Here is a 24,238-nt window from a genome sequence, read left to right as displayed (position 1 = left end):
TTCGGTCCCTGCCCGGCCGCACGCCCGCACCGGTCCGTTCCGGCCGCGCCGCTCGTCGCACGCGTCGCGGTCATGACTTCACCAGTCCCCTGGTCGCGCCGCCGCCGAGCGCCAGATAGACATCCTCCAGGCTGGGCGTCGCCAGGGTGAAGTCGTCGAGCGCGGCGAAGGCCGCCCCGCCGGTCACCGCGGCGACCGCGGCCCGTGCCTCGTCGGGCCCGAGCCGCAGCACCCAGCGGCGTCCTGATTCCTGCGCGGATCCCCGCAGCGCGGCGACCTCCGGCACATCGAGCGGGGCCCGTTCGCGCCACACCAGCTCCACCCTGACCTCACCGGCGACCTGCTCCTTGAGCCCGGCCGGGGTGTCGCAGGCGATGACCTTGCCCCGGTCGATGACGGCGACCCGGTCCAGGACCGTCTCGGCCTCGATGACGTTGTGGGTGACCAGCAGCACCGTCGCGCCGCGCTCGGCCCGCCGCCGGTCGACAGCCGCCCAGACGGCACGCCGGGCGACGGGGTCCATGCCGGTCGTCGGCTCGTCGAGGATGAGCACCGGCCGCTCCCCGACCAGCGCGGCCGCGACACAGGCGAGCCGCCGCTGCCCGCCGGAGAGCTTCTTCAGGGGCCGGCCCGCGAGTTCGGTGAGGCCGAGTTCGTCGAGTACGGCATCGCGCTCTGCGCGGGCGTCCCGTACCGGCAGTCCGCGCAGCCGTCCGGTGGTCTCGGCGGCGAGCGCCACCGTCAGCTCGTCCAGCGCGGTCGACTCCTGGCCGAGGTAGCCGAGCAGCCGGGAGGCCCGCTCGGGGTGGCGCACAAGGTCGTGGCCGAGCATGTCGACACTGCCGGAGTCGGGCCGCATCAGCCCGGTGAGCTGTCGTACGAGGGTGGACTTGCCGGCGCCGTTGGGCCCGAGCAGTCCGAAGATCTCACCGCGCCGGACGTCCAGGCTGATGCCGTCGGTGGCGCGTACCTCGGGGGTGGCGGGCCTGCCGCGCCTGCCCCGGGCCGCCGGGTAGGTCTTGACCAGATCACGCACCGCGCACACGGTGCCGCTCGCCGTCTGCGCCTGTGCTGTGCCCGTACTCACGAGGTACGAGAGTACGGGGTCCGGGTGCCCCCATGACGCCCGGGGCCGCGACGATGTGGCATCAACGCGACAATCCGCGGAAGGGTTGAGCGCCCCGGCCCCCGATGCGGGCTCAGTCTCCGGCCGGTGCCGCTTTCTCCGTGCGGGCCACCGGCGGAGCGTGCTTCTCGGGCAGCGGCGAAGCGGGCTCCGCCGCTGCCCGTACGTCGATCTCGCGCCAGAACCCGGCCCGGATCGCGTACCGGTCGTGCTCGTCGATCTGGTCGTCCTTGTGCGCGAGCAGCCCGAACCGGGCCGCGTACCGGAGCAGTTCGCCATCGATGCGGTGCGGGACGCGGGGGTACATGGTGGACAGCTTCTGGAGGTGGAGGGTCTCCGGCAGCCGCTCCATCCAGCGCCGGGCGAAGACCTGGCCCACCTCGAAGGGGTCCCCGCCGACCGTGGTGATGTCCTCCTCGCGGTCCGCCCAGCGCTGTTCCGCGCTGGTGATCTGGGCCAGCGTCGGGAGGGACGCGGTCTCCGGGGGCTCGCCGAGGGGGCCGCCGCGCTCCACCCAGCCCCGGTCGGAGGACCAGCGCAGGGTGGCGTTGGCGGGCGGCGGGGCGGGTTGCTGGGCGGGCTGGGCGCCGGGGCCGCGCAGGGTGCCGGCGAGGTCCTTCGGGGTGGGGACGCCTCGGCCCGGGTGGCTGTGCGGGGTGTGCGGGGCGGAATCCTCCGACGGCTCCGGCGCACCGGCTCGGGCGGCCTCCGCCTGGACCTCTGTGGCCCGCTCCGCGGAGGCCGCGAGGGCGGATTCGGGCAGCGGGGCGGAGAGGATCGCGGCGATCTCGGAGTTCCGCGCGGCGGGCGGCGGCGCGCACGGGCCGCCGGTCTCCTTGGCGCGTACGGCGCGGGTGATCCAGGCCCGGTCGAGCACGCGCCGCTCGTCGGCCTCCGCGACGAGGTCCTCCGACTGGTTGTAGTCGCCGTCGGCGGCCTGGACCGCCCAGAGGTGGACGGCCACGCCGTGTTCCTTGGCGGACATCAGTCCGGGGAGCAGATCGCCGTCGCCGGTCACCAGGACCACGTCGGAGCAGGCGCGGTTGCGCGCGAGCTCGGTGAGCTCCGCGTGCATCGCCGCGTCGACCCCCTTCTGCGCCCAGCGCCCGTCACTGCGGGTGAGGGCGCCCAGCCGGACCGTCACCCGCGGCATGACGCGCAGTCTGCGGTGCTCGGGCTGGGGTACCCGGTCGGGGGCGCCGTCGAACCAGTAGATCCGCAGCAGCGGCTGTTCCGTATCGGCCTCCGCCCGCTCCCTCAGCCCCTGGATCAGGGCGGCGTGGTCGACGGTGATGCGGGAACGGGCGGGCTCTCCGGCCAGCAGGCTGGCGGCCGCGCCCAGCAGGTAACCGGCGTCCACCAGGACGACGCAACGGTCCACGCGTTCCACCCTCTTCCAGGAATTCGGGAACGGGTCCACTCAGGTCAGGGGTTTTCTTCGAGTCTGCCCGACCACGCGGGGGTTAACGGGTGGAACTCGATCATCGGCGTGGCGGATCCGGAAAACGGCGCATCATACCCCCTCACTACGCACGGTAATGATCCAACATGCGATGTTTATCCGATTATGTGAATTTGATTGTGGTCCTGGCCCCGAGAGTCCCCCAAGGAGGAACACCATGGCCAAGAACAAGAACCGCAAGCAGGGCAGCCAGCAGGACCGCGCTACCGAGTCGGAGCGCGGTGCGCAGGAGGCACGGTCCACGGCTTTCGAGTCGCAGAACCAGCCTCAGGCCCAGTCCCAGGGCAGCCCTGCCGATGTTGCGCGTAAGCATCAGCGGCGCTTCGGCCACAACTGACCGGACTTCTCCGGTACGGCCACAGGCCGGTAGCCGGGAGGGGCGCTCCCGCTTTCGCGGGGCGCCCCTCCCGTGCGTGTGTGACGGTCCGGCGGCTCAGCCGGCCAGGCAGGACGGGCCGAGCAGCACCTTCAGGTCTCCGAAGAGCGCCGGGTCGGCCTTCACCCGGTGCCGGTCGAGCCGGAGCACCGTGGTCTTGCGGGGGCCCTGGAGCCTGATCCGCACCTCCGTGTCGCCGCGGTGGCTGTTGAGCACCTCGCCGAGCCGGCTGACCATGGGCGGGGTGATCTTGACCGTGGGGATGGTCAGCACCACGGGGGCGTTGGTGCCCGCGTTCGAGATGTCGGGGACCTGCATCTCCATGGCGACGAGGCGGGGCACGTCCTCGCGCTTGTCGAGCCGTCCCTTGACGAACACCACGGTGTCCTCGACGAGCTGGGTGGAGACCAGCTGGTAGGTGGCGGGGAAGAACATGCACTCGATGGAACCGGCCAGGTCCTCGACGGTGGCGATGGCCCAGGCGTTGCCCTGCTTGGTCATCTTGCGCTGGAGGCCGGAGATGATGCCGCCGATGGTGACGATCGCGCCGTCGCTGTGCTCTCCGCCGGTGAGCTGTGAGATCGCGGCGTCGGACTTGTCGCTCAGGACGTGCTCGATGCCGAAGAGCGGGTGGTCGGAGACGTACAGCCCGAGCATCTCGCGCTCCTGGGCCAGCAGGTAGGACTTCTCCCACTCGATGTCGGAGAACTCCACGTCGAGCCCGAAGCCCGGCTCGTCGCTGTCCTCCTCGCCGCCGCCGAAGAGGTCGAACTGCCCCTCGGCCTCCTTGCGCTTGACCTGCACCACGTTGTCGATCATGGGTTCGTGGTGGGCGACGAGCCCCTTGCGGGTGTGGCCCATCTCGTCGAAGGCGCCGGCCTTGATGAGGGACTCCACGGTCCGCTTGTTGCAGACGACCGCCTCGACCTTGTCGAGGAAGTCGGGGAAGCTGCTGTACTTCCCCTTCGTCTTGCGGCACCGGATGATCGAGTCGACGACGTTCTGGCCGACGTTGCGGATGGCCGTCAGCCCGAACAGGATGACGTCGTCACCCTGGGCGGCGAAGTTCGACTCCGACTCGTTGACGTTCGGCGGGAGCACCTTGATGCCCATGCGGCGGCACTCGTTGAGGTAGACCGCCGACTTGTCCTTGTCGTCCTTGACCGAGGTCAGCAGCGCCGCCATGTACTCGGCCGGGTAGTTGGCCTTCAGATAGCCGGTCCAGTAGGTGACCAGGCCGTACGCGGAGGAGTGCGCCTTGTTGAAGGCGTATCCGGCGAACGGGACCAGCACGTCCCACAGCGCCTTGATCGCGGCGTCGGAGAAGCCGTTCTTCTTGGCACCGGCCTCGAACAGGACGAAGTTCTTCGCCAGCTCGTCGGCCTTCTTCTTGCCCATCACGCGGCGCAGGATGTCGGCCTCGCCGAGCGAGTACCCGGCGACGATCTGGGCGGCCTTCTGGACCTGCTCCTGGTAGACGATCAGGCCGTAGGTGAGGCCGAGGACCTCCTTGAGCGGCTCCTCCAGCTCCGGGTGGATCGGAGTGATCTCCTGGCGGGCGTTCTTGCGCTCGGCGTAGTTCGTGTGCGAGTTCATGCCCATCGGGCCCGGCCGGTACAGGGCCGAGACAGCGGAGATGTCCTCGAAGTTGTCGGGCTGCATCTGGCGCAGCAGCGAACGCATCGGCCCGCCGTCGAACTGGAACACCCCGAGCGTGTCGCCCCGGCAGAGCAGCTCGTACGTCTTGGGGTCGTCCAGCGGGAGGGCCAGCATCTCCAGGTCGATGCCCTTGTTGGACTTCACCATCTTGATGGCGTCGTCCATGATCGTCAGGTTGCGCAGCCCCAGGAAGTCCATCTTGAGCAGGCCGAGCGACTCGCACTGCGGGTAGTCCCACTGCGTGATGGTCACGCCGTCGGAGTGCCGCGTCCAGAGCGGGGCGTGGTCGACGATCGGCTCGCTGGACATGATGACGCCCGCGGCGTGCACGCCCATCTGCCGGACCAGGCCCTCGACGCCCTTGGCGGTGTCGATGACCTTCTGGACGTCCGGCTCGTTCTCGTACATCCCCCGGATCTCGCCCGCCTCGCTGTAACGCGGGTGCTTGGGGTCGGTGATGCCGTTGAGGTCGATGCCCTTGCCGAGGACGTCGGCGGGCATGGCCTTGGTGAGGCGGTCGCCCATCGCGTACGGGTAGCCGAGGACGCGGGCGGAGTCCTTGATCGCGTTCTTGGCCTTGATCTTGCCGTAGGTGCCGATCATGGCGACCTTGTCGGCGCCGTACTTCTCGGTCACGTACCTGATCACCTCGACGCGCCTGCGCTCGTCGAAGTCGATGTCGACGTCGGGCATGGAGACGCGCTCGGGGTTGAGGAAGCGCTCGAAGATCAGCCCGTGCTCGATCGGGTCGAGGTCGGTGATGCCCATCGCGTACGAGACGATCGATCCGGCGGCGGAACCACGGCCGGGGCCGACCGCGATGCCGTTGTTCTTCGCCCACATGATGAAGTCCGCGACGACCAGGAAGTACCCCGGGAACCCCATCTGGATGATGATGTCCATCTCGTACTCGACCTGCTTCTGCCGGTCCTCCGGGACACCGGCGGGGAAGCGCCGATTCATCCCGACCCGGACCTCCTCCTGGAACCAGGTGATCTCCGTGAAGCCCTCGGGGATGTCGAACTTCGGCATCAGGTCGCGCTTCTCGAACATCCCGGTGGTGTCGATCTGCTGCGCGACCAGCAGGGTGTTGGCACAGCCCTGCTGCCAGGCGTCCGAGGAGTCGACGGCGTACATCTCGTCCGTCGTCTTCAGGTAGTAGCCGGTGCCGTCGAAGCGGAAGCGGTCCGGGTCGGAGAGGTTCTTGCCTGTCTGGATGCACAGCAGCGCGTCGTGCGCGGTCGCCTCGTTGGCGTAGGTGTAGTGCGAGTCGTTCGTGACTAGGGGCGGGATGTCGAGCTTGCGGCCGATTTCGAGGAGCCCGTCACGGACCCGGCGCTCGATCTCGATGCCGTGGTCCATCAGCTCCAGGAAGTACTTGCCCGCGCCGAAGATGTCCTTGTAGTCGGAGGCCGCCTGCACCGCCTCGTCGAACTGGCCGAGCCGGAGCCTGGTCTGCACCTCACCGGAGGGGCAGCCGGTGGAGGCGATCAGGCCTTCCGACCACTGGGAGATCGTCTCCTTGTCCATCCGCGGCCACTTCTGCAGCCAGCCCTCGGCATAGGCGTCGGAGGACAGCTTGAAGAGGTTGTGCAGGCCCTTGGCGTTGGACGCCCAGATCGTCTTGTGGGTGTAACCACCGGAGCCGGAGACGTCGTCGCGCTTCTGGTGCGGCTGGCCCCACTGGATCTTCCGCTTGTGCTTGCGCGACTCCGGGGCGACGTACGCCTCGATCCCGATGATGGGCGTCACATTGGCCTTCTTGGCCGAATGGAAGAAGTCGTAGGCGCCGTGCAGGTTGCCGTGGTCGGTCATCGCGATGTGCGACATGCCCATCGTGTTCGCCGCCTCGAACATGTCCTTGAGCCGCGCGGCACCGTCCAGCAGCGAGTACTGGGTGTGGACGTGAAGGTGCGTGAAAGGCGGCTTGGTCACGGCGCTGTGCCTCCGGGGAAACTGCGAATGTCGGCTGGGGGGACAGCGTGGGAGTCTACGTCTCCCGGGTCACGAGTGACGGGCACTCCGCGATACGGTCGCGCGTTGAAAGGGCGAGGACGCCCGTCCCATTTGTCATGTACGTCGTCACACACGCCAGGTACCAGGAGGCACCCAGAGATGTCGGAAACGCAGACCGGCGCAGCGCAGCGCGGGGAGCAGATCCTAGAGGTTTTCGACACCGCCTTCGGTGAGCTGCTGGCCGCCGATCCGGCCGCCTTCCGGGTCAAGTTCCGCAAGATGGCGGGCTCGGCCTTCGCGTTCTACCGGGGTACGGCCTGCCTGTTCTACGGAGACCTGGAGCGGGAGCGGCACGGCGGTCCGTACCTCGACGAGCGCACCGGCCGGGTGTGGATCCACGGCGATCTGCACGCGGAGAACTTCGGCACGTACATGGACGCCAACGGCCGGCTGGTCTTCAACGTCAACGACTTCGACGAGGCCTATGTGGGCCCGTTCACCTGGGACCTCAAGCGCTTCGCCGCCTCCGTCGCCCTGATCGGCTACGCGAAGGCGCTGGGCGACGAGCAGATCACCGAGCTCGTCCGGGTCTACGCCGCTGCCTACCGCGAGCGGATCCACGCGCTGGCGACGGGCGCGAAGAACGACGAGGTGCCGCCCTTCACGCTCGACACCGCGGAGGGTCCGCTGCTGGGCGCGCTGCGTGACGCCCGCGCGCTGACCCGGTTCTCGCTGCTCGACTCGATGACCGAGATCCGTGACTTCGAGCGCCGCTTCGCGGACGGCGGCGGCGCGATCGACCTGGACGCGGCGACGCGCTACAAGGTGCTCGCGGCATTCGACGGCTATCTGGAGACGCTGCCGGAGTCGAGCCTGACCCGGCCAGACTCCTACCGGGTCAAGGACGTCGTCGGCAGGCGCGGGATCGGCATCGGATCGGCTGGGCTGCCCTCGTACAACATCCTTCTGGAGGGCAACAGCGACGCCCTGGAGAACGATGTGGTGATCTACCTCAAGCAGGCGCAGACCCCCGCGGTCTCCCGGCACATCACGGACGCCGCGGTGCGCGACTACTTCCAGCACGAGGGGCACCGCACGGTGATCTCGCAGCGTGCCCTCCAGGCGCACGCCGACCCGTGGCTGGGCTGGACCGAGCTGGACGGCTCTGGACAGCTGGTCGCGGAGGTCTCGCCGTACGCGGTCGATCTGGACTGGTCCGACATCGACGAGCCCGACGAGATCGCGGCGGTGGTGGCCGACCTCGGCCGGGCGACGGCGACGATGCACTCCGCGGCGGACGACGAGAGCGGCCACTCGCTGGTGCCGTTCTCCACCGAGCGGGCGATCGACGCCGCGATCTCGGCGGACGAGGAGGGCTTCGGGGAGCTGCTGGTGGACTTCGCCCACAGCTACGGCGCACGGGCCCGCGCCGACCACCAGATCTTCGTGGACCTGTTCCGCAACGGCCGGATCCCGGGGTTGTGATTATGGGAGGGCAGCGACTTTAGGGCTCGCTTACAGGTTGGCATGCGACACTCCTCGACGATGGACATATCCGGGACGCAGCTCAGACTCGTGCGCGCGGCGCTCTTCACGGCGCTCGTCGTGACGCTGTCGGCTGCGTCCCACGTGCTGCTCTCCCAGGTCCCGCTGCCGCTGCCGCTCCTGGCGGTACTGGCCGGCGGGGTCTTCGCCGTGGCGTACGCGCTGGCCGGCCGGGAGCGCGGCTTCGGGGCGATCGCCGGGCTGCTGGTGCCGCTGGAGCTGGCCGCCGACACCGTCTTCACCTCCGGTCAGCACCTCTGTTACGGGGCGGCGGGCGGCCCGATCACCGGCCCGCTGCGTTCGGTGGGCGTCGATGTGTTCTGCGGCGGCGGTGATGTCGGCGCGGGCGCGACGGCGTTCGCCGGCGTCGGCGGGGTGGGCACCCCGCTCGCCTCCGTGACGGGTTCCGGGCACGGCGCAGCCGCGCTGCTGGCCTCCCCGGGGCCGCTGGTGCCGTGGCTGCTGCTGGCCGCCCATGTCACCGTCGGGCTGCTCGCCGCCGCCTGGCTGCACCGCGGTGAGCTGGCGCTCGCCGGACTGCTGGGCGCGTTCGCGCTGCTGGCGTTCCGGCCGCTGCTGGTCGCGGTCGCCGTGGCGGGGACGGCCCGTCACCGGGTACGCCGTCCGGTCCGGCCCGCGCCGCGCGGCCCGCACGCGCACGCACCGGCCCGCCTCCTCGTGCACTCCGTGGGACGGAGGGGACCGCCGCGCTCGGCCTGCGCCACCGCCTGAGCACGAGTCCCCGACCACGCACGACCACGCATCCCACGGAGAACAGACACATGAGCAACCGCAACAGCCAGGCCAACAAGTCCGCCGCCCGCGAGCGGCTGCGCGCCGAGCGCGAGCGCCAGGCCAAGAAGGACAAGACCCGCCGGCAGGTCGTCGTAGGCGTCTCGATCGTCGCCGTCCTCGCGATCGCCGCGGGCGTCAGCTACGGCGTGATGCAGCTGAACAAGCCGGACCACTGGGACGACGTGGCCGACGCGAAGAACGTCACCGTGCCGAAGAACACCTCGGGCAAGGACGGCACGACCGTCGTCGTCGGCAAGTCGACCGCCAAGAAGACCCTGGAGCTGTACGAGGACTCCCGCTGCCCGATCTGCGCCACGTTCGAGCAGACGGTCGGTGAGACCGTCCACAAGGACGTCGACGCCGGCAAGTACAAGATCAAGTACGTCGGTGCCACGTTCATCGACAACAGCGACAACGGCGAGGGCTCGAAGAACGCGCTGAGCGCGCTGGGCGCCGCCCTCGACGTGAGCCCCGAGGCCTTCCTCGACTACAAGTACGCGCTCTACTCCGCGAAGTACCACCCCTCGGAGACCGAGGACAAGTTCAAGGACGACTCTTACCTCCTCAAGATCGCCGACACGGTGGACGCGCTGAAGGGCAACAGCGGGTTCGAGAAGAGCGTCAAGGACGGCAAGTTCGACACCTGGGCGATGAAGATGTCCGCGGCCTTCGACAAGAGCGGCGTGCAGGGCACCCCGACGCTCAAGATGGACGGCAAGACGCTGACCGGCGCGGACAACAAGAACGCGCCGATGAGCGTGGCGGACTTCAACACCGCGATCACCGCGGCGCTGAAGGGCTGACCCGCCCGCGATCCGCGCACGATCCGCACCGCAGAAGGGCCCCGCGCAGTGTTCCGCGCGGGGCCCTTCGGGGTATTCACGGCGTGCTCGTCACAGCGTGGCGAGGAAACCGATCGCGACCTTCCAGGCCAGCTCGGCGGAGGCCTGGTCGAAGTCCGGCAGTTCGGCGTCGGTGAAGAGGTGCCCCGCGCCGGGGTAGCGGTAGATCTCGACGTCGGCACCGGTCCGCCGCATCTGGAGGTACCAGGAGTTCAGCCAGTCGTGCGTCTCGTACGGGTCCGGGTCCGCGACATGCAGCTGTACCGGCAGCTCGTCCACAGAGGCGCTCTCCGCGATGTCCGAAGTGCCGTGGAACATCAGCAGCCCGCGCGCCTTCGCGTCCCCGAGCGCCAGCGTCTGGGCGACGGACGCGCCGAAGGAGAAACCGGCGTAGACCAGCCGGGAGTCGGAGTAGGGCGCGGCGGCCAGCACAGCCCGCTTGAGCAGCTCCTCCTTGCCCGTCTCCTGCTGGTAGGCCAGTCCTTCCTCGACGGTTTCGAAGGTGTGCCCCGCGAAGATATCGGGAACCCGCACCTCGTGCCCGGCTGCACGCAGCCGGTCGGCGGCCGCGTGCACCGCGGGGCGCAGGCCGTACGTCGAGTGGAAAAGCATGATGTTCATGAGGCCCATGGTGCCATTTACCGTCGAAAGCTTGGAGAACGACAGATGGAGAGCCTCCTGCGTCCGCTGATCACCATCGGCGGTTCGGTAGCGATCGCGCTGCTGGCCGGCCGGCTGGTGGACCTGCTGCTCAGACGGGCCGACGGGCGCCATCACGAGACCCCGCTGTGGGGTCTGCTGCGGCGCTGCGGCATACCGTTCCAGCTCACGTTGTGCACCGCGCTGCTGCGGGCCGGCTACACCCACACCGGGCTCGACCTGATCACCGACCACCGCAAGGGCATCGGCCAGGCGCTGACACTGGTGATGATCGGCGCCTCCGCCTGGCTGGTGCTGCGCATCGCCATCGCGGTGGTGGACTCGGTGTACGCGCGCTACGCGGCGAACACCCAGGACCCGGCGCGGGTGCGGCGGGTCCGGACGCAGGTGACGCTGATCCAGCGGGTGGTCACCGCGATCGTGACGACGATCGCGGTCGCCGCGATGCTGCTGACGTTCCCGGCCATGCGCGCGGTCGGAACCTCGATGCTGGCCTCCGCCGGTGTGCTCGGCATCGTCGCCGGTGTCGCCGCCCAGTCCACGCTCGGCAACCTCTTCGCCGGCCTCCAGATCGCGTTCGGTGACATGGTGCGGATCGGGGACACCGTGGTGGTGGACGAGGAGTGGGGCACGATCGAGGAGATCACGCTGACCTTCCTCGCGGTACGGACCTGGGACGAGCGGCGGATCACGATGCCGGTCTCGTACTTCACCAGCCAGCCCTTCGAGAACTGGTCACGCGGCGGGGCCCAGATGACCGGTTCGGTCTTCTTCCACCTGGACCACTCGGCGCCGGTCGCCGCGATGCGTGAGCAACTGCGGGACATCCTGGGCGAGTGCGCCGCGTGGGACGGCCGGAACTGGTCGCTGGCCGTCACCGACACCACCCCGTCGACCGTCGTGGTGCGCGCGGTGGTCACCGCCAAGGACGCGGACGACATCTGGACGGTGCGCTGCGCGGTCCGGGAGCAGCTGATCGGCTGGCTGCGCGATCACCATCCGTACGCCCTGCCCCGCATCGCGACGGCGCCCGCGGCGCTGCCGCCGCAGGACGGGTGGCCGGTCAGCACCCACCCGAACGGGAAGCCGGCGGCCCGGGACAGGGCGCCGCGCACCGGGCGCGGCTGACCGGGCCCGTCCGGGGCATGGGTCACCGGCCAGGGGCGCGGGTCAGCGCAGGCTGCGTACGTCCAGCTGCCGCAGCACCCGGTCGACGATCTCGGGGTCGGCCCCGGCCTCGTTGCGTGCGGCGAGCACCGCGTGGCGGGCGGCCGACATCATCTCCCGCTGGATGCGGCTGACGGCCTTGAACCGCTCGGTGCGTTTCGCGTACGCCTCGCGGCGCTCGTCGTCGACCATGTCGGGGCTGATCCGGGCCCCCACGTCGTAGGCGAGGCGCTGGAGCCGTTCCACGACGTCCTCGGGGAACTCCTCGACCTCCTGGATCTCCTTGAGCCGCTGCTTGGCGGCCCTGGCGGCCCGGATCGCGAGGTCCTTCTCCAGTGCCTCCTCCGCGTCGGTGTCCGCCTTGACCCGCAGCTTGCGCACCAGCCACGGCAGGGTCAGGCCCTGGAAGACCAGGGTGACCATGATCACGGCGAAGGCGATGAAGACGATCTCGTCGCGGCCGGGGAACGGCTTTCCGTCGTCCGTCTTCAGCGGGATCGCGAGGGCCAGCGCGACCGACGCCACCCCGCGCATCCCGGCCCACCACATGACGACGGTCTCCCGCCAGCCGGTGGGGATCTCCTCGCTGACGTCGCGGCGGGTGTGCAGCCGCTTGGCCAGCCAGGTCGCGGGGAGCAGATAGAGCAGGCGGACCCCGACGACGACCGCGACGACGGCCAGCCCCCAGCCGGCCATCCGCAGTTCCCGCCCGTCGGCCGTGCCGAAGACGTTGTGCAGTTCGAGGCCGATCAGTCCGAAGGCGACGCCGGTGACGAGGGTGTCGACGATCTCCCAGAAGGTGCGGCCGGTGAGCCGGCCGAGCACGTCGTCGGCGTCGGCGGTGTGCTCGGCGAGGAAGAGCGCGGTGGTGAGGACGGCGAGGACGCCGGAGCCCATCAGCTCCTCGGCGAGCACGTAGCTGACGAACGGCACCAGCAGGGTGAGTCCGACCTGGAGCGTCGCATCGCCGAGCAGGCCCATGAGTTTGATGGTGAGCCAGCCGAGCGCGACGCCCACCGCCACCGCGACGACGGCGGACAGGATCAGCAGTCCGAACGCCTCCGGGAGCGAGAAGGTGCCGCTCACCGCGGCCGCGATCGCCACGTGGTAGAGCACGATCGCGGTCACGTCGTTGAACAGCCCCTCGCCCTCCAGGATGGAGACGAGCCTGCGGGGCAGCCCGACCGAACCGGCGACGGCGGTCGCCGCGACCGGGTCGGGCGGTGCGACGAGCGCGCCGAGTGCGACGGCGGCGGCGATCGGCAGCCCGGGGACGATCGCGTTGGCGACCGCGGCCACCGCCGCCGTCGTCAGGAAGACCAGCGCCACGGCCAGCAGAAAGATCGGTCGTTTATTGGCGGCGAACTGCCGCCAGGAGGTGCGCTGCACGGAGGCGTAGAGCAGTGGCGGAAGCAGCGCTGGAAGGATGATCTCGGGCGGGATGTCCACATTCGGCACGAAGCTGAGGAAGGCCATTCCGACGCCCGCGAGCGTCATCAGCACCGGCGCGGGCAGCCCCAGCTTGTCCCCCAGTGGCACAGTCACCACCGCTCCGAGCAACAGCAGGAGCAACAGGGCCATTTGGTCCACGAAGGTGCCTTCCGAGCGCGGCGAACCGGCCTCGGTGATCGGCCGATACGGGGTTCCAGCCTGCCATGCAAGGCGCGTAATCCCGGCAACACCCCCTCCGCACAGCTCTCCTGACCGATCATTCCTCCGATGTTTCTGCCGTCAGCCCCCTTCCGCCGTCCTCCGAGGGAGGGCAGTATGCGGCGTGCGTCATTCAGGGACAAGAACTCTCACCACATACATGACTGGCAGGAGAGACCACGTGACCGCGTTCTCCCGAAGGCATTTCGTCGGCACGGCAGCGGCCGGCACCTCCGCGTTCTGGCTCGCCGGCTCCCCCACCGGATGGGCCGCGACCACCACCGCGCCCGCCGGACGGCCGGGCCCCGCCGCCCATGAGAAAACCGTCCACGAGAAGACCGCCCGGGACGCCGCCATGACCTGGCGCACCCTCCCCACCGGCTGGCAGGAGGCCCCGTTCCTCGCCAACGGCTACCTCGGCGCCCAGCTCTACGCGGGCGAGTCCGCCAACACCCTGAAGCTGATGCTCAGTCACAGCCAGGTGCAGGACCAGCGCGGCCAGTGGCGCGGCGGCATCGGCTTCTCCCGGCTGCCCGTCGGGTACTTCACCCTGACCCTAGCCGGGGAGATCACCGGCGTCGACTGGACCCTGGACCCGTACGACGCCGAGCTGTGCGGCACCGTCACCACCACCCGTGGCTCCCTGGCCTTCTCCACCCTCGTCCAGAACGACACGAGCGCCCTGCTGGTCTCCACCCGGCCCAGCCCCGGCGAGGAGTCCTCGGCCTGGTCCTTCCAGTGGCTGCGGGCCGCCACCACCCGCAACAGCGGGAAACCGGAGGACTACACGCCCAACCCGGACCCCCGGACCGGTGACGGCTTCGTCGAACAGCCGCTGCTCGCCGGCGGCGGCTGGACCACCGCCTGGCGCGAGCGGCGCGAGGGCACCGGCCGGCTGCTCGCCGCCCACCTGGTGTACCGCTTCCCCGGCCAGGTGTCACAGGCGACGGCGGACGCGCTGCGGGCCGTGGACCGCACCCTGGCCACGGCCCCGGACCGGCTGGTGGACTGTCACCGCCGCTGGTGGCACGCCTACTACCGGCGCGGCTTCCTCTCCGTACCGGACAAGCGGCTGCAGAGCTTCTACGTCCTCCAGCTCTACAAGCTCGCCGCCTCGACCAGGGCCGGGGGGCCGACGATCTCCGAGTGGGGCCCCTGGTTCCCCGAGGTCGGCAACAACTGGACGGCGGTCTGGTGGAATCTCAACGTCCAGATCGGCATGGCGCCGGTCCACGGTTCCAACCACCCCGAACTCGACTCGGTGACCAGCACCTTCCGCCGCTTCGAGCACAACCTCCCGGCCTCCGTCCCGGCCGCGTACCGCGACGGCGAGAGCTACGCGCTGGGCCACCCCTCCGACTGGCAGCTGCGCGCGGGCGACACCTACGACGTCGGCGCCCCCGGCTCCGACCACGTCTCCGACAACTTCGGCAACCTCATCTGGGCGCTGCACAACGTCTGGCAGTCCTACCGGCACTCGATGGACCTGTCCGTCCTGCGCGACGTCGTGCACCCGGTCCTCGCCAGGGCCGTCAACTTCTACGCGCACTTCCTGCACGAGGGCCCGGACGGCAGGCTGCACCTGCTGGAGACCCGCTCACCCGAGTACGCCAACGCCGAGGACTGCACCTACGACCTCTCGCTCATCCGCTGGGGCGTGCGCACCCTCATCGCGTCCTCGAAGCTGCTGCGGAACAACGACCCCCGGCTCGCGCGCTGGCAGGACATCGAGCGCCGCCTCACCCCGTACGCCGAGGACCCGGCGGCCGGTGTCATGATCGGCAAGGGCGTCCCGCTGGCCGATTCGCACCGCCACCACTCACATCTGCTCTGGCTGTACCCGCTGCGCGAGCGGAGCTGGGACCGGGCCGGGGACCGCGAGGTCATGCGTCGCTCCATGGACCACTGGGTCTCGATGCGGGAGCTGTGGCACGGCTACAGCTACGCGACCGCCTCTTCGATGTACTCGGTGATGGACGAACCGGAGAAGGCGCTCGACTTCCTGACCTTCTTCACCGATCTGAAGGTGGTCGCGGACTGTCAGCTGACCGTCAACACGATGTACCGGGAGGGCAAGAACCTGGCCCTGGAGAGCCCGCTGTCCGCCGCGCAGTCGATGCTCGACATGGTGGTGCAGGGACACGAGGGCGTGGTGAAGGTCTTCCCGTCCGTCTCGGACCGCTGGGCCGACGCGTCGTTCGCGTCCCTGCGCACCCAGGGCGCCTTCCTCGTGGACGCCGACCGCTCGGACGGTGCCACGCGCTGGGTCCGGGTGCACAGCGAGGCGGGCGCGCCGCTCACCCTGGACCACTCGGTCAAGGGCCCGGTCGAGGTACGGGACAGCCTCGGCCGCCCGCTGCACTGGCGGGAGAGCGGGCCGGGCCGGATCACGGTCGCCCTGCCGCGCGGCTCCACCGCGCTGATCACCCCGAGGGGCGCCCGCCGGGACGCGACGGGCCCGCGCGACGTGCCGTCGAACGGGGCGTGGAAGAGCTGGGGCCTGCCGGGCTGACCGGAGCCGGCGGCGGGCGGCCGGGGGCTCTGGTCGTTCAGCGTGCGGCGCGTCCCTAGTCGTTCAGCGTGCGGCGCATCGCCCGGTGCGCGATGCCCGCGTCCGGGAACTCGGGGCCGTACGCGACGTAGCCGAGCCGCTCGTAGAAGCCGAGCGCGTGGGTCTGGGCGTGCAGGTCGACGGCGGCCAGGCCCAGCTCACGGCCCGCGTCCTCGATGGCCCGCACCAGCGCCGCGCCGACCCCGAGGCCGCGCGCCCCGCTGGTCACCGCGAGCCGGCCGAGCGAGCCGACCGTGAGGTCACCGCCGGTCTTCGCCTCCGTGCCGGGGCCGTGCAGCAGCCGCCCGGTACCGAGCGCCGTGCCGTCCTCGGCGACGGCGATGACGTGCACCGCGTCCGCGTCGTAGGCGTCGTACTCGATCTCCTCCGGCACGTTCTGCTCACCGACGAAGACGTCCTTGCGGAGCTGGAAGCAGGCGGCGCGGTCCTGCTCCCCGACGGCGGTCCGGGTGGTGTAGGAGATCATTCGCTCTCCGCCGCGATCCGGTCCAGGGCCTGCTGGAGGTCGTCCGGGTAGGTGCTGGAGAACTCCACCCAGCGGCCGTCGGAGGGGTGCTCGAAGCCGAGCCGGACGGCGTGCAGCCACTGCCGGGTCAGGCCGAGCCGCTTGGCCATCGTCGGGTCGGCGCCATAGGTCAGGTCACCGACACAGGGGTGGCGGTGGGCGGACATGTGCACCCGGATCTGGTGCGTACGGCCGGTCTCCAGCTTGATGTCCAGGAGGCTGGCGGCCCGGTACGCCTCGATCAGGTCGTAGTGCGTGACCGACGGCTTGCCCTCCGCGACGACCGCCCACTTGTAGTCGTGGTTGGGGTGGCGCCCGATGGGGGCGTCGATGGTGCCGCTCATCGGGTCCGGGTGCCCCTGGACCAGCGCGTGGTACTTCTTCTCGACGACCCGGTCGCGGAACTGGGCCTTCAGCAGCGTGTAGGCCCGCTCGGACTTGGCGACGACCATCAGCCCCGAGGTGCCGACGTCGAGCCGGTGCACGATGCCCTGGCGCTCGGCGGCGCCGGAGGTGGAGATCCGGTACCCGGCGGCGGCGAGGCCGCCGATCACGGTGGTGCCGGTCCAGCCGGGGCTGGGGTGCGCGGCGACGCCGACCGGCTTCATGATCACGACGATGTCGTCGTCGTCGTGGACGATCTCCATGCCCTCGACGGGCTCGGCGACGATCTGGACCGGTGCGGGAGCCTGCGGCATCTCCACTTCCAGCCAGGCGCCACCGTGCACCCGCTCGGACTTCCCGGCCACCGAACCGTCCACCTGTACCTTCCCGGCGGCGGCCAGCTCTGCGGCCTTGGTGCGGGAGAAACCGAACATGCGGGAAATGGCGGCGTCGACACGCTCGCCTTCCAGGCCATCGGGTACGGGCAGGGTTCGGATCTCGGGATGCGTACTCACCTGTCGAGTATGCCTTGCATGGCTCAGTCCTTGTGCACGGTGCCGTCGGGGTCCAGGCCCCTGAAGGAAAGGATCACGATCAGGATGCCGCCGCAGACGATCGCGGAGTCGGCCAGGTTGAAGACGGCGAAGTGGGCGGGTGCGATGAAGTCCACCACCGCACCCTGGAAGGTGCCCGGCGCGCGGAAGATGCGGTCGGTCAGGTTGCCCAGCGCACCGCCGAGCAGCAGCCCGAGCGCGATGGCCCACGGCAGGCTGTAGAGCTTGCGCGCCAGCCGCGCGATCACCACGATGACGGTCGCCGCGATGATCGTGAAGATGATCGTGAAGGCCTCACCGATACCGAACGCGGCGCCCGCGTTGCGGATCGCGTCGAGCCTGAGCCAGCTCCCGAAGATCTCGACCGGCTCCTGGTGCTCCAGCTTCGCCACCACGAGCATCTTGCTGCCCAGGTCGAGCAGGTACGCCAGGGCGGCGACGCAGAAGAGCAGGATGATCCGGCGCCGCCGGGTGGCCGCCGAACGGTCGACCACCGCCTCGCCGTCCCCGTCCTGTGCGGCGGTGGGATCCGCCGACTGCCCGTCCGGGGACCCGGCCGCCTCGCCCCGCTCCGGCTCGGCTCCTTCGCGTCCCCCCGACTCAGGGATCTCCGGCCTACCGATGATGCTCTCCGCCTCTGCCACGTGAGTCCCTCAACCTAGTTCCCGACTGAGGACGAGGGTACGACACAGCGCCGGGGAGCAGGGCCTGTCCCCCGGCCGGTCATGACCGGGGGGGGGCGGCACCGGCCACGATCCGCCGGGCAGGCCCTAACCGCGCCGCTCCTGCTTCTGCTTGTCCTCGACACACAGGGTGGCCCGGGGGAACGCCTGCATCCGCGCCTTGCCGATCGGATTGCCGCAGATCTCGCAGAGCCCGTACGTCCCGGCGTCGAGCCGGGCCAGCGCCCGCTCGGTCTGCTCCAGCGTCTCCTGGGCGTGCGCGGCCAGCGACATCTCGTGCTCGCGGGTGATGTTCTTGGTGCCGGTGTCCGCCTCGTCGTCACCCGCCCCGTCGCCGGAGTCCCGCATCAGCCCGGCCAGCGCCGCGCCCGAGGTCTCCAGCTCGCTGCGGAGCCGGGTGATCTCGCCGGTCAGCTCGGACCGGGCGGCCGAGACCTCCTCCGGCGTCCAGGGGTCCTCGCCCGGCCGTACGGCCAGCTCCCCCGGTGCGGTCGCGGCGGCGCGGGCCGGAGGCACGGGCGCCGCGCTCCGGCCCGCGGTCCGTGTCCTGGCCGCGCTCTTCTTGGCTACCACCGTGTGAGCTCCCGTCTGCTCGGCGGCCTCGGCCGCCCCCGTGGCCGCAGCGGCGGCCTTCTTCGAAGCCTTCTCGGCCGCGGTCCTCGCGGCCGCGGCCTTCTTCGGAGCGGCCTTCTTCGCCGCCGCCTTCTTGGTCGCCGTCTTCCTGGGCGCCGCCTTCTTGGCGGCCTTCTTCGTCGCCTTCTCCTCGGCCGCCGGGCCCGTGGATTCCGCTGACGCCGTCTTCTTCGCGGCGGTCTTCTTCGCCACCATGGCCGCGGCCCCTTCACATATTGTGATCTTGCTCGCGAGTCGTGCTGGGACGATAAGTCGACCCCAGCCCCGCGGCAACGGGGCACGCCGCCGATTCGCCCCTCCCCATGTCCGGATCACAGCCCGCCTGAGTCCGTTGTGCCCAGCTCCCAGCCGGGTAATCCGCCCTCGCTCCCCTCGCCGGACGGCGCCGGTACTCCGTACGCCGGGTCTGGCCATTCGGGTCACGCCGGGGGCCGCCGCTAAACCGGTCGGCCCCCGCACTCCGGGCCCCGTACACTGGCGGCAGCGAGAGGCGTGGATGGGACGAGTAGCGTCGTACGCAGCCAGGAGCGACCCGGGGACGGTGGAAGCCCGGGGGCGAGCGCGTCGTGAAGATCACCCGGAGCCGTCGGAGGAAAGTTCTGGACCGTGGGCCGTGCCCACGTGCACAGGGCGAGTAGAACCGGCTTCGCACCCCTAATGAGGGGGCCACGGACAGCCGTCCGGGGCCAAGGAGGGTGGTACCGCGGGGACCCGACCGGTTCTCGTCCCTCCGACGGAAGTGGAAAACGTCCGCCGGAGGAAGCCCGCACATGACATCGCCGCAGTACCGCCAGGTACCCGCCCAGGTAGACCTGCCCGCGCTGGAGCACGCCGTGCTCGACTTCTGGCGCGAGAACAAGGTCTTCACCAAGAGCCTCGACCAGTCGGAGGGCCGCCCCGAGTGGGTCTTCTACGAGGGCCCGCCGACCGCCAACGGCATGCCCGGCGCCCACCACATCGAGGCCCGCGTCTTCAAGGACGTCTTCCCGCGCTTCCGCACCATGCAGGGCTACCACGTCGGCCGCAAGGCCGGCTGGGACTGCCACGGCCTGCCGGTCGAGCTCGCGGTCGAGAAGGAGCTGGGCTTCAACGGCAAGAAGGACATCGAGGCGTACGGCATCGCCGAGTTCAACGCCAAGTGCCGTGAGTCCGTGACCCGGCACACCGACGCCTTCACCGACCTCACGACCCGGATGGGCTACTGGGTCGACCTCGACGACGCGTACCGCACGATGGACCCCGAGTACGTCGAGTCCGTGTGGTGGTCGCTGAAGGAGATCTTCGGCAAGGGCCTGCTGGTCCAGGACCACCGGGTCGCCCCCTGGTGCCCGCGCTGCGGCACCGGCCTCTCCGACCACGAGCTGGCCCAGGGCTACGAGACGGTCGTCGACCCCTCGGTCTTCGTCCGCTTCCCGCTCACCTCCGGCCCGCTGGCCGGCGAGGCGGCCCTGCTGGTCTGGACGACGACGCCCTGGACCCTGGTCTCCAACACGGCCGTCGCCGCGCACCCCGAGGTCGAGTACGTCGTCGCGACCAACGGCGAGGAGAAGCTCGTCGTCGCCCGGCCGCTCGTCGAGAAGGCGCTCGGCGAGGGCTGGGAGCTGACCGGCGACTCGTTCACCGGCCGCGAGATGGAGCGCTGGACGTACGAGCGCCCGTTCGCCCTCATCGACTTCCCGGCGCCCGCCCACTACATCGTCAACGCCGAGTACGTGACGACGGAGGACGGTACGGGTCTGGTCCACCAGTCCCCCGCCTTCGGCGCGGAGGACCTCCTGGTCTGCAAGGCGTACGGCCTGCCGGTGGTCAACCCGGTGCGGCCCGACGGCACCTTCGAGGAGGACGTGCCGCTGGTCGGCGGCGTCTTCTTCAAGAAGGCCGACGAGGCGCTCACCGAGGACCTCGCGGACCGCGGCCTGCTCTTCCGGCACGTCCCGTACGAGCACAGCTACCCGCACTGCTGGCGCTGCCACACCGCGCTGCTGTACTACGCGCAGCCGTCCTGGTACATCCGCACGACGGCCGTCAAGGACCGCCTGCTGGAGGAGAACGAGAAGACCAACTGGTTCCCCGACTCGGTCAAGAACGGCCGCTACGGCGACTGGCTGAACAACAACATCGACTGGGCGCTGTCCCGCAACCGCTACTGGGGCACCCCGCTGCCGATCTGGCGCTGCGAGGACGACCACCTCACCGTCATCGGCTCGCGCGCCGAGCTGAGCGAGCTGACCGGCACCGACCTCTCCGGCCTCGACCCGCACCGGCCGTTCATCGACGAGATCACGTTCACCTGCTCGCACGAGAGCTGCCAGCTGGAGGCGTACCGCGTCCCCGAGGTCATCGACGCCTGGTACGACTCGGGCTCGATGCCGTTCGCGCAGTGGGGCTACCCGCACAAGAACAAGGAGATCTTCGAGAGCCGCTACCCGGCGCAGTTCATCTCGGAGGCCATCGACCAGACACGCGGCTGGTTCTACACGCTGATGGCGATCGGCACCCTGGTCTTCGACAAGTCGAGTTACGAGAACGTCGTCTGCCTGGGCCACATCCTCGCCGAGGACGGCCGCAAGATGTCCAAGCACCTGGGCAACACCCTCGAACCGGTCCCGCTGATGGACCAGCACGGCGCCGACGCCGTGCGCTGGTTCATGGCGGCCGGCGGCTCCCCGTGGGCGGCGCGGCGCGTCGGCCACGGCACGATCCAGGAAGTCGTCCGCAAGACGCTCCTGACGTACTGGAACACCGTCGCCTTCCAGGCGCTGTACGCCCGTACGTCGAACTGGGCGCCGTCCGGGGCCGATCCGGCACCGGCCGACCGCACGGTCCTGGACCGCTGGCTGCTGAGCGAGCTCAACGCCCTGGTGGACCAGGTCACCCAGGCACTGGAGGGCTACGACACCCAGCGGGCCGGCAAGCTGCTCTCGGGGTTCGTCGACGATCTGTCCAACTGGTACGTACGCCGCTCCCGCCGCCGCTTCTGGCAGGGCGACAAGTCGGCGCTGCGCACCCTGCACGAGGTCATCGAGACGGTGACCCGGCTGATGGCCCCGATGACGCCGTTCATCACCGAGCGGGTCTGGCAGGACCTGATCGTGCCGGTCACCCCGGACGCCCCGGAGTCGGTCCACCTCTCCGACTGGCCGAAGGCAGACCTGACGGCGATCGTCCCCGAGCTCTCGACGCAGATGGCGCTGGTGCGCCGGCTGGTCGAGCTGGGCCGGGCGACGCGTGCCGAGTCGGGCGTCAAGACCCGCCAGCCACTGTCCCGGGCTCTGGTCGCGGCCTCGGGCTTCGAGAGCCTCTCCCCCGCGTTGCGGTCCCAGATCACCGAGGAGCTGAACGTCTCCTCCGTGGCCTCCCTGTCCGAGGTCGGGGGTTCGCTGGTCGACACGACGGCGAAGGCCAACTTCCGGGCGCTGGGCAAGCGGTTCGGCAAGGGCGTCCAGGCGGTGGCCAAGGCCGTCGCGAACGCCGACGCGGCCGCGCTGTCGCTGGCCCTGCGCGCGGGCACGGCCTCGGTCGAGGTCGACGGCGAGACGGTGTCGCTGGCCCCGGACGAGGTCATCATCACCGAGACCCCGCGCGAGGGCTGGTCGGTCGCGTCCGACTCGGGCGCCACGGTCGCCCTCGACCTGGAGATCACCCCGGAGCTGCGGCGTGCGGGCCTGGCCCGTGACGCGATCCGCCTCATCCAGGAGGCCCGCAAGAACAGCGGCCTGGACGTGGCGGACCGTATCGCCGTCCGCTGGACGTCCACGTCGCCCGCGACGGCCGAGGCGCTGGCCGAGCACGCGTCCCTGATCGCGGACGAGGTCCTGGCCCTGGACTACGCCGAGGGCGAGGCGGACGCGGCGTACGGCGAGCCGTTCGAGGACGAGGGCCTGTCCCTGACCTTCCGCCTCCGCAAGACGGAGCGCTAGCCACACAGCACACAAGGGCCCGGCCGGACACGTTCCGGCCGGGCCCTTCGGCGTTCCCCTACCCGCCCCTTCCCGAACCTGGGGCTCCGCCCCCGGGGGTAGGGGGATGCCCCGCCCACGGCTGAGGGCCGGGCCCCGGGGAAATCCCCGGGGCCCGGCCCTCAGCCTGCCGACGGCTACGCGCTCAGCGAGCGCGAGCCGCTCAGTTGTCGTCCTCGTCGATCAGGAACCCGCGCATCGGCGAAGGCGCCTGCTGCATCGGCTGCGGCGCCTGCGGCCGCACCGGTGCCATCGGCTGGGTCATCGCCGGCGACATCTGCTGCTGGCCACCGTACGAGGGCGCGCTGCCCATGGACGGGCTGCCGCCCATCTGCGGGCCGCCGTGACCACCGTGGTTGCCGCCCATGGTGTGGCCCATGGCACCCGCACCGGCCGGAGCCAGCGAGGGCGACGGCGGCAGCGAAGCGGTCACCGGGGTCCGCGGCGGAGCCAGCGAGTCGTCCGCCTGGGTCTCCAGCTGACGCAGCTGGCTCTCCAGGTAGGACTTCAGACGCGTCCGGTACTCGCGCTCGAAGCCACGCAGGTCCTCGACCTTGCGCTCAAGCGTCGCGCGGGCCGACTCCAGGGAGCCCATCGCCACGCGGTGCTTCTCCTGCGCGTCCCGCTCCAGGGCGTCCGCCTTGGCACGGGCATCGCGCTCCAGGCCCTCGGCGCGGCTGCGCGCCTCGCCGACGATCTTGTTGGCCTCGGAACGGGCCTCCGCGATCGCCTGGTCGGCGGTCTGCTGCGCCAGGGAGAGGACACGGGCGGCGCTGTCGCCGCCGGGGCCCTGCTGCTGCATCTGCGGCGGCTGCTGCTGCATCTGCTGCATCTGCTGCTGCTGGGGGTTGTGACCACCCATGGGACCGCCCATCGGGCCACCCATGGGACCGCCCTGCATCGGGCCGGGGCCGTGCGGACCCTGCGGACCGGGGCCGTGCGGACCCTGGGGTCCGTGGCCGCTGGGACCGGCGGGCAGCTGCGGAGCGCCACCGGGCAGCTGGGGCGGACCCATCTGCGGGGGCTGCTGCTGCTGCTGGACCGGCGGACCAGATATGGCGGCGGGCACCGGTGCACCGGGCCGTTCCTGCTGCTCCGGCTTGCGCATGCCTTGCTGCTGCTGGTTCTGCGCGGCGGCACGCGTGGCGGCGGCCAGCTTGGCGCGCAGGTCCTCGTTCTCACGGAGCAGGCGGGTCAGCTCCGATTCGACCTCGTCGAGGAAGGCGTCAACCTCGTCCTCGTCATAGCCTTCTCGGAGGCGGACCGTCGTGAACTGCTTGTTCCGCACGTCCTCGGGGGTCAGCGGCATCTCTTCTTCACCTCTACGTAGTCGTCGGCAGTCGGCAAGACCGTATCGCTCACAACCTGATCACGACGCTGATCAGGATGGAAACGATGATCATCAGAACGAAGAAGGACAGGTCGAGTGCCACGCCCCCGAGACGCAGCGGCGGAATGAACCGCCGCAGGAGCTTGAGCGGTGGATCGGTGACCGTGTAAGTCGCCTCAAGGACGACCACCATCGGCTTGCCCGGCTGCCATGAACGTGCGAACTGGAAGACGTAGTCCATGACCAGCCGGAAGATCAGCACGATGAGGAAACACATCAACGCGATGTAGACAACACTTTGAGCGACGCCCATCCTCGCGCTTCCCTCTCCCCTGGCTCTCGTAGCTCCGGCCTCTCGGCCGGGTTGTTCCCGGTGTCGT

Annotated in this window: 18 protein-coding genes; 7 read left to right on the top strand and 11 right to left on the bottom strand. The window is 70.3% G+C overall.

All coding sequences use genetic code 11. The features are described 5' to 3' along the window. Positions 1-70: 70 nt before the first annotated feature. On the bottom strand, positions 71-1,045 hold the full coding sequence (locus tag RLT59_RS29525; protein WP_311307899.1) for an ABC transporter ATP-binding protein: 975 nt from the start codon (positions 1,043-1,045) through the stop codon (positions 71-73). 154 nt (positions 1,046-1,199) lie between these two features. After that, on the bottom strand, positions 1,200-2,516 hold the full coding sequence (locus RLT59_RS29520) for an NYN domain-containing protein (protein ID WP_311306219.1): 1,317 nt from the start codon (positions 2,514-2,516) through the stop codon (positions 1,200-1,202). Between the two features lie 229 nt (positions 2,517-2,745). On the opposite strand from RLT59_RS29520, the gene RLT59_RS29515 reads away from it, so the two are divergent. Continuing rightward, positions 2,746-2,925: a hypothetical protein gene (locus RLT59_RS29515; RefSeq protein ID WP_311306218.1), complete on the top strand. Its 180-nt coding sequence runs from the start codon at positions 2,746-2,748 to the stop codon at positions 2,923-2,925. 96 nt (positions 2,926-3,021) lie between these two features. On the opposite strand, the gene dnaE is transcribed toward RLT59_RS29515, so the two are convergent. Next, positions 3,022-6,558, bottom strand: coding sequence for a DNA polymerase III subunit alpha (dnaE, locus tag RLT59_RS29510; protein WP_311306217.1), 3,537 nt, complete (start codon positions 6,556-6,558; stop codon positions 3,022-3,024). Positions 6,559-6,738: 180 nt separating this feature from the next. Here dnaE and RLT59_RS29505 point away from each other — a divergent pair, with 180 nt between their 5' ends. The 3 genes from RLT59_RS29505 to RLT59_RS29495 are packed head-to-tail and all read left to right on the top strand — an operon-like array spanning position 6,739 to position 9,722. Beyond that, entirely contained in the window at positions 6,739-8,064 is a 1,326-nt protein-coding gene (locus RLT59_RS29505) for a DUF2252 domain-containing protein (RefSeq protein ID WP_311306216.1), read from the top strand. A gap of 60 nt (positions 8,065-8,124) precedes the next feature. Then, positions 8,125-8,856, top strand: a complete 732-nt coding sequence (locus RLT59_RS29500) for a hypothetical protein (RefSeq protein WP_311306215.1) — start codon at positions 8,125-8,127, stop codon at positions 8,854-8,856. A gap of 50 nt (positions 8,857-8,906) precedes the next feature. Further along, entirely contained in the window at positions 8,907-9,722 is an 816-nt protein-coding gene (locus RLT59_RS29495; protein WP_311306214.1) for a DsbA family protein, read from the top strand. A 90-nt stretch (positions 9,723-9,812) separates the two neighbouring features. On the opposite strand, the gene RLT59_RS29490 is transcribed toward RLT59_RS29495, so the two are convergent. Then, positions 9,813-10,391: a dienelactone hydrolase family protein gene (locus tag RLT59_RS29490; RefSeq protein WP_311306213.1), complete on the bottom strand. Its 579-nt coding sequence runs from the start codon at positions 10,389-10,391 to the stop codon at positions 9,813-9,815. Positions 10,392-10,427: 36 nt separating this feature from the next. Between RLT59_RS29490 and RLT59_RS29485 the strand changes: the two genes are divergently transcribed. Continuing rightward, the gene (locus RLT59_RS29485; RefSeq protein ID WP_311306212.1) at positions 10,428-11,549 is read left to right on the top strand and encodes a mechanosensitive ion channel family protein; all 1,122 of its coding nucleotides are present in this window, start codon (positions 10,428-10,430) and stop codon (positions 11,547-11,549) included. A gap of 42 nt (positions 11,550-11,591) precedes the next feature. On the opposite strand, the gene RLT59_RS29480 is transcribed toward RLT59_RS29485, so the two are convergent. Beyond that, on the bottom strand, positions 11,592-13,178 hold the full coding sequence (locus tag RLT59_RS29480; protein WP_311306211.1) for a Na+/H+ antiporter: 1,587 nt from the start codon (positions 13,176-13,178) through the stop codon (positions 11,592-11,594). Between the two features lie 241 nt (positions 13,179-13,419). Here RLT59_RS29480 and RLT59_RS29475 point away from each other — a divergent pair, with 241 nt between their 5' ends. Then, positions 13,420-15,750 (top strand): glycosyl hydrolase family 95 catalytic domain-containing protein, encoded by a 2,331-nt coding sequence (locus RLT59_RS29475; protein WP_311306210.1) that lies wholly within the window; start codon positions 13,420-13,422, stop codon positions 15,748-15,750. A gap of 55 nt (positions 15,751-15,805) precedes the next feature. On the opposite strand, the gene RLT59_RS29470 is transcribed toward RLT59_RS29475, so the two are convergent. The 4 genes from RLT59_RS29470 to RLT59_RS29455 all read right to left on the bottom strand — a co-directional run bounded on the left by RLT59_RS29470 (position 15,806) and on the right by RLT59_RS29455 (position 18,764). Further along, positions 15,806-16,276 (bottom strand): GNAT family N-acetyltransferase, encoded by a 471-nt coding sequence (locus RLT59_RS29470; protein ID WP_311306209.1) that lies wholly within the window; start codon positions 16,274-16,276, stop codon positions 15,806-15,808. Beyond that, positions 16,273-17,214, bottom strand: a complete 942-nt coding sequence (locus RLT59_RS29465; RefSeq protein WP_311306208.1) for an RluA family pseudouridine synthase — start codon at positions 17,212-17,214, stop codon at positions 16,273-16,275. Before RLT59_RS29465 ends, RLT59_RS29470 begins: the two co-directional genes overlap by 4 nt. Positions 17,215-17,237: 23 nt before the next feature. Then, a complete protein-coding gene (lspA, locus tag RLT59_RS29460) occupies positions 17,238-17,897 on the bottom strand; it encodes a signal peptidase II (RefSeq protein WP_311306207.1) in 660 nt (219 codons plus the stop codon). Positions 17,898-18,023: 126 nt separating this feature from the next. Next, complete coding sequence (locus tag RLT59_RS29455) at positions 18,024-18,764, bottom strand: TraR/DksA family transcriptional regulator (RefSeq protein ID WP_311306206.1); 741 nt, start codon at positions 18,762-18,764, stop codon at positions 18,024-18,026. A 575-nt stretch (positions 18,765-19,339) separates the two neighbouring features. On the opposite strand from RLT59_RS29455, the gene ileS reads away from it, so the two are divergent. Next, positions 19,340-22,489: an isoleucine--tRNA ligase gene (gene ileS / locus RLT59_RS29450; protein ID WP_311306205.1), complete on the top strand. Its 3,150-nt coding sequence runs from the start codon at positions 19,340-19,342 to the stop codon at positions 22,487-22,489. A gap of 202 nt (positions 22,490-22,691) precedes the next feature. Here ileS and RLT59_RS29445 read toward each other — a convergent pair whose 3' ends face one another. Further along, positions 22,692-23,837 (bottom strand): DivIVA domain-containing protein, encoded by a 1,146-nt coding sequence (locus tag RLT59_RS29445; protein WP_311306204.1) that lies wholly within the window; start codon positions 23,835-23,837, stop codon positions 22,692-22,694. Between the two features lie 49 nt (positions 23,838-23,886). Further along, positions 23,887-24,171: a YggT family protein gene (locus RLT59_RS29440; RefSeq protein WP_073735521.1), complete on the bottom strand. Its 285-nt coding sequence runs from the start codon at positions 24,169-24,171 to the stop codon at positions 23,887-23,889. Positions 24,172-24,238: the final 67 nt, after the last annotated feature.

This window comes from Streptomyces sp. ITFR-6 (genome assembly GCF_031844725.1).
GTDB lineage: Bacteria > Actinomycetota > Actinomycetes > Streptomycetales > Streptomycetaceae > Streptomyces.
The sequence above is the reverse complement of the archived record's forward strand: the minus strand, read 5'-3'. Positions and strand labels throughout refer to the sequence as shown.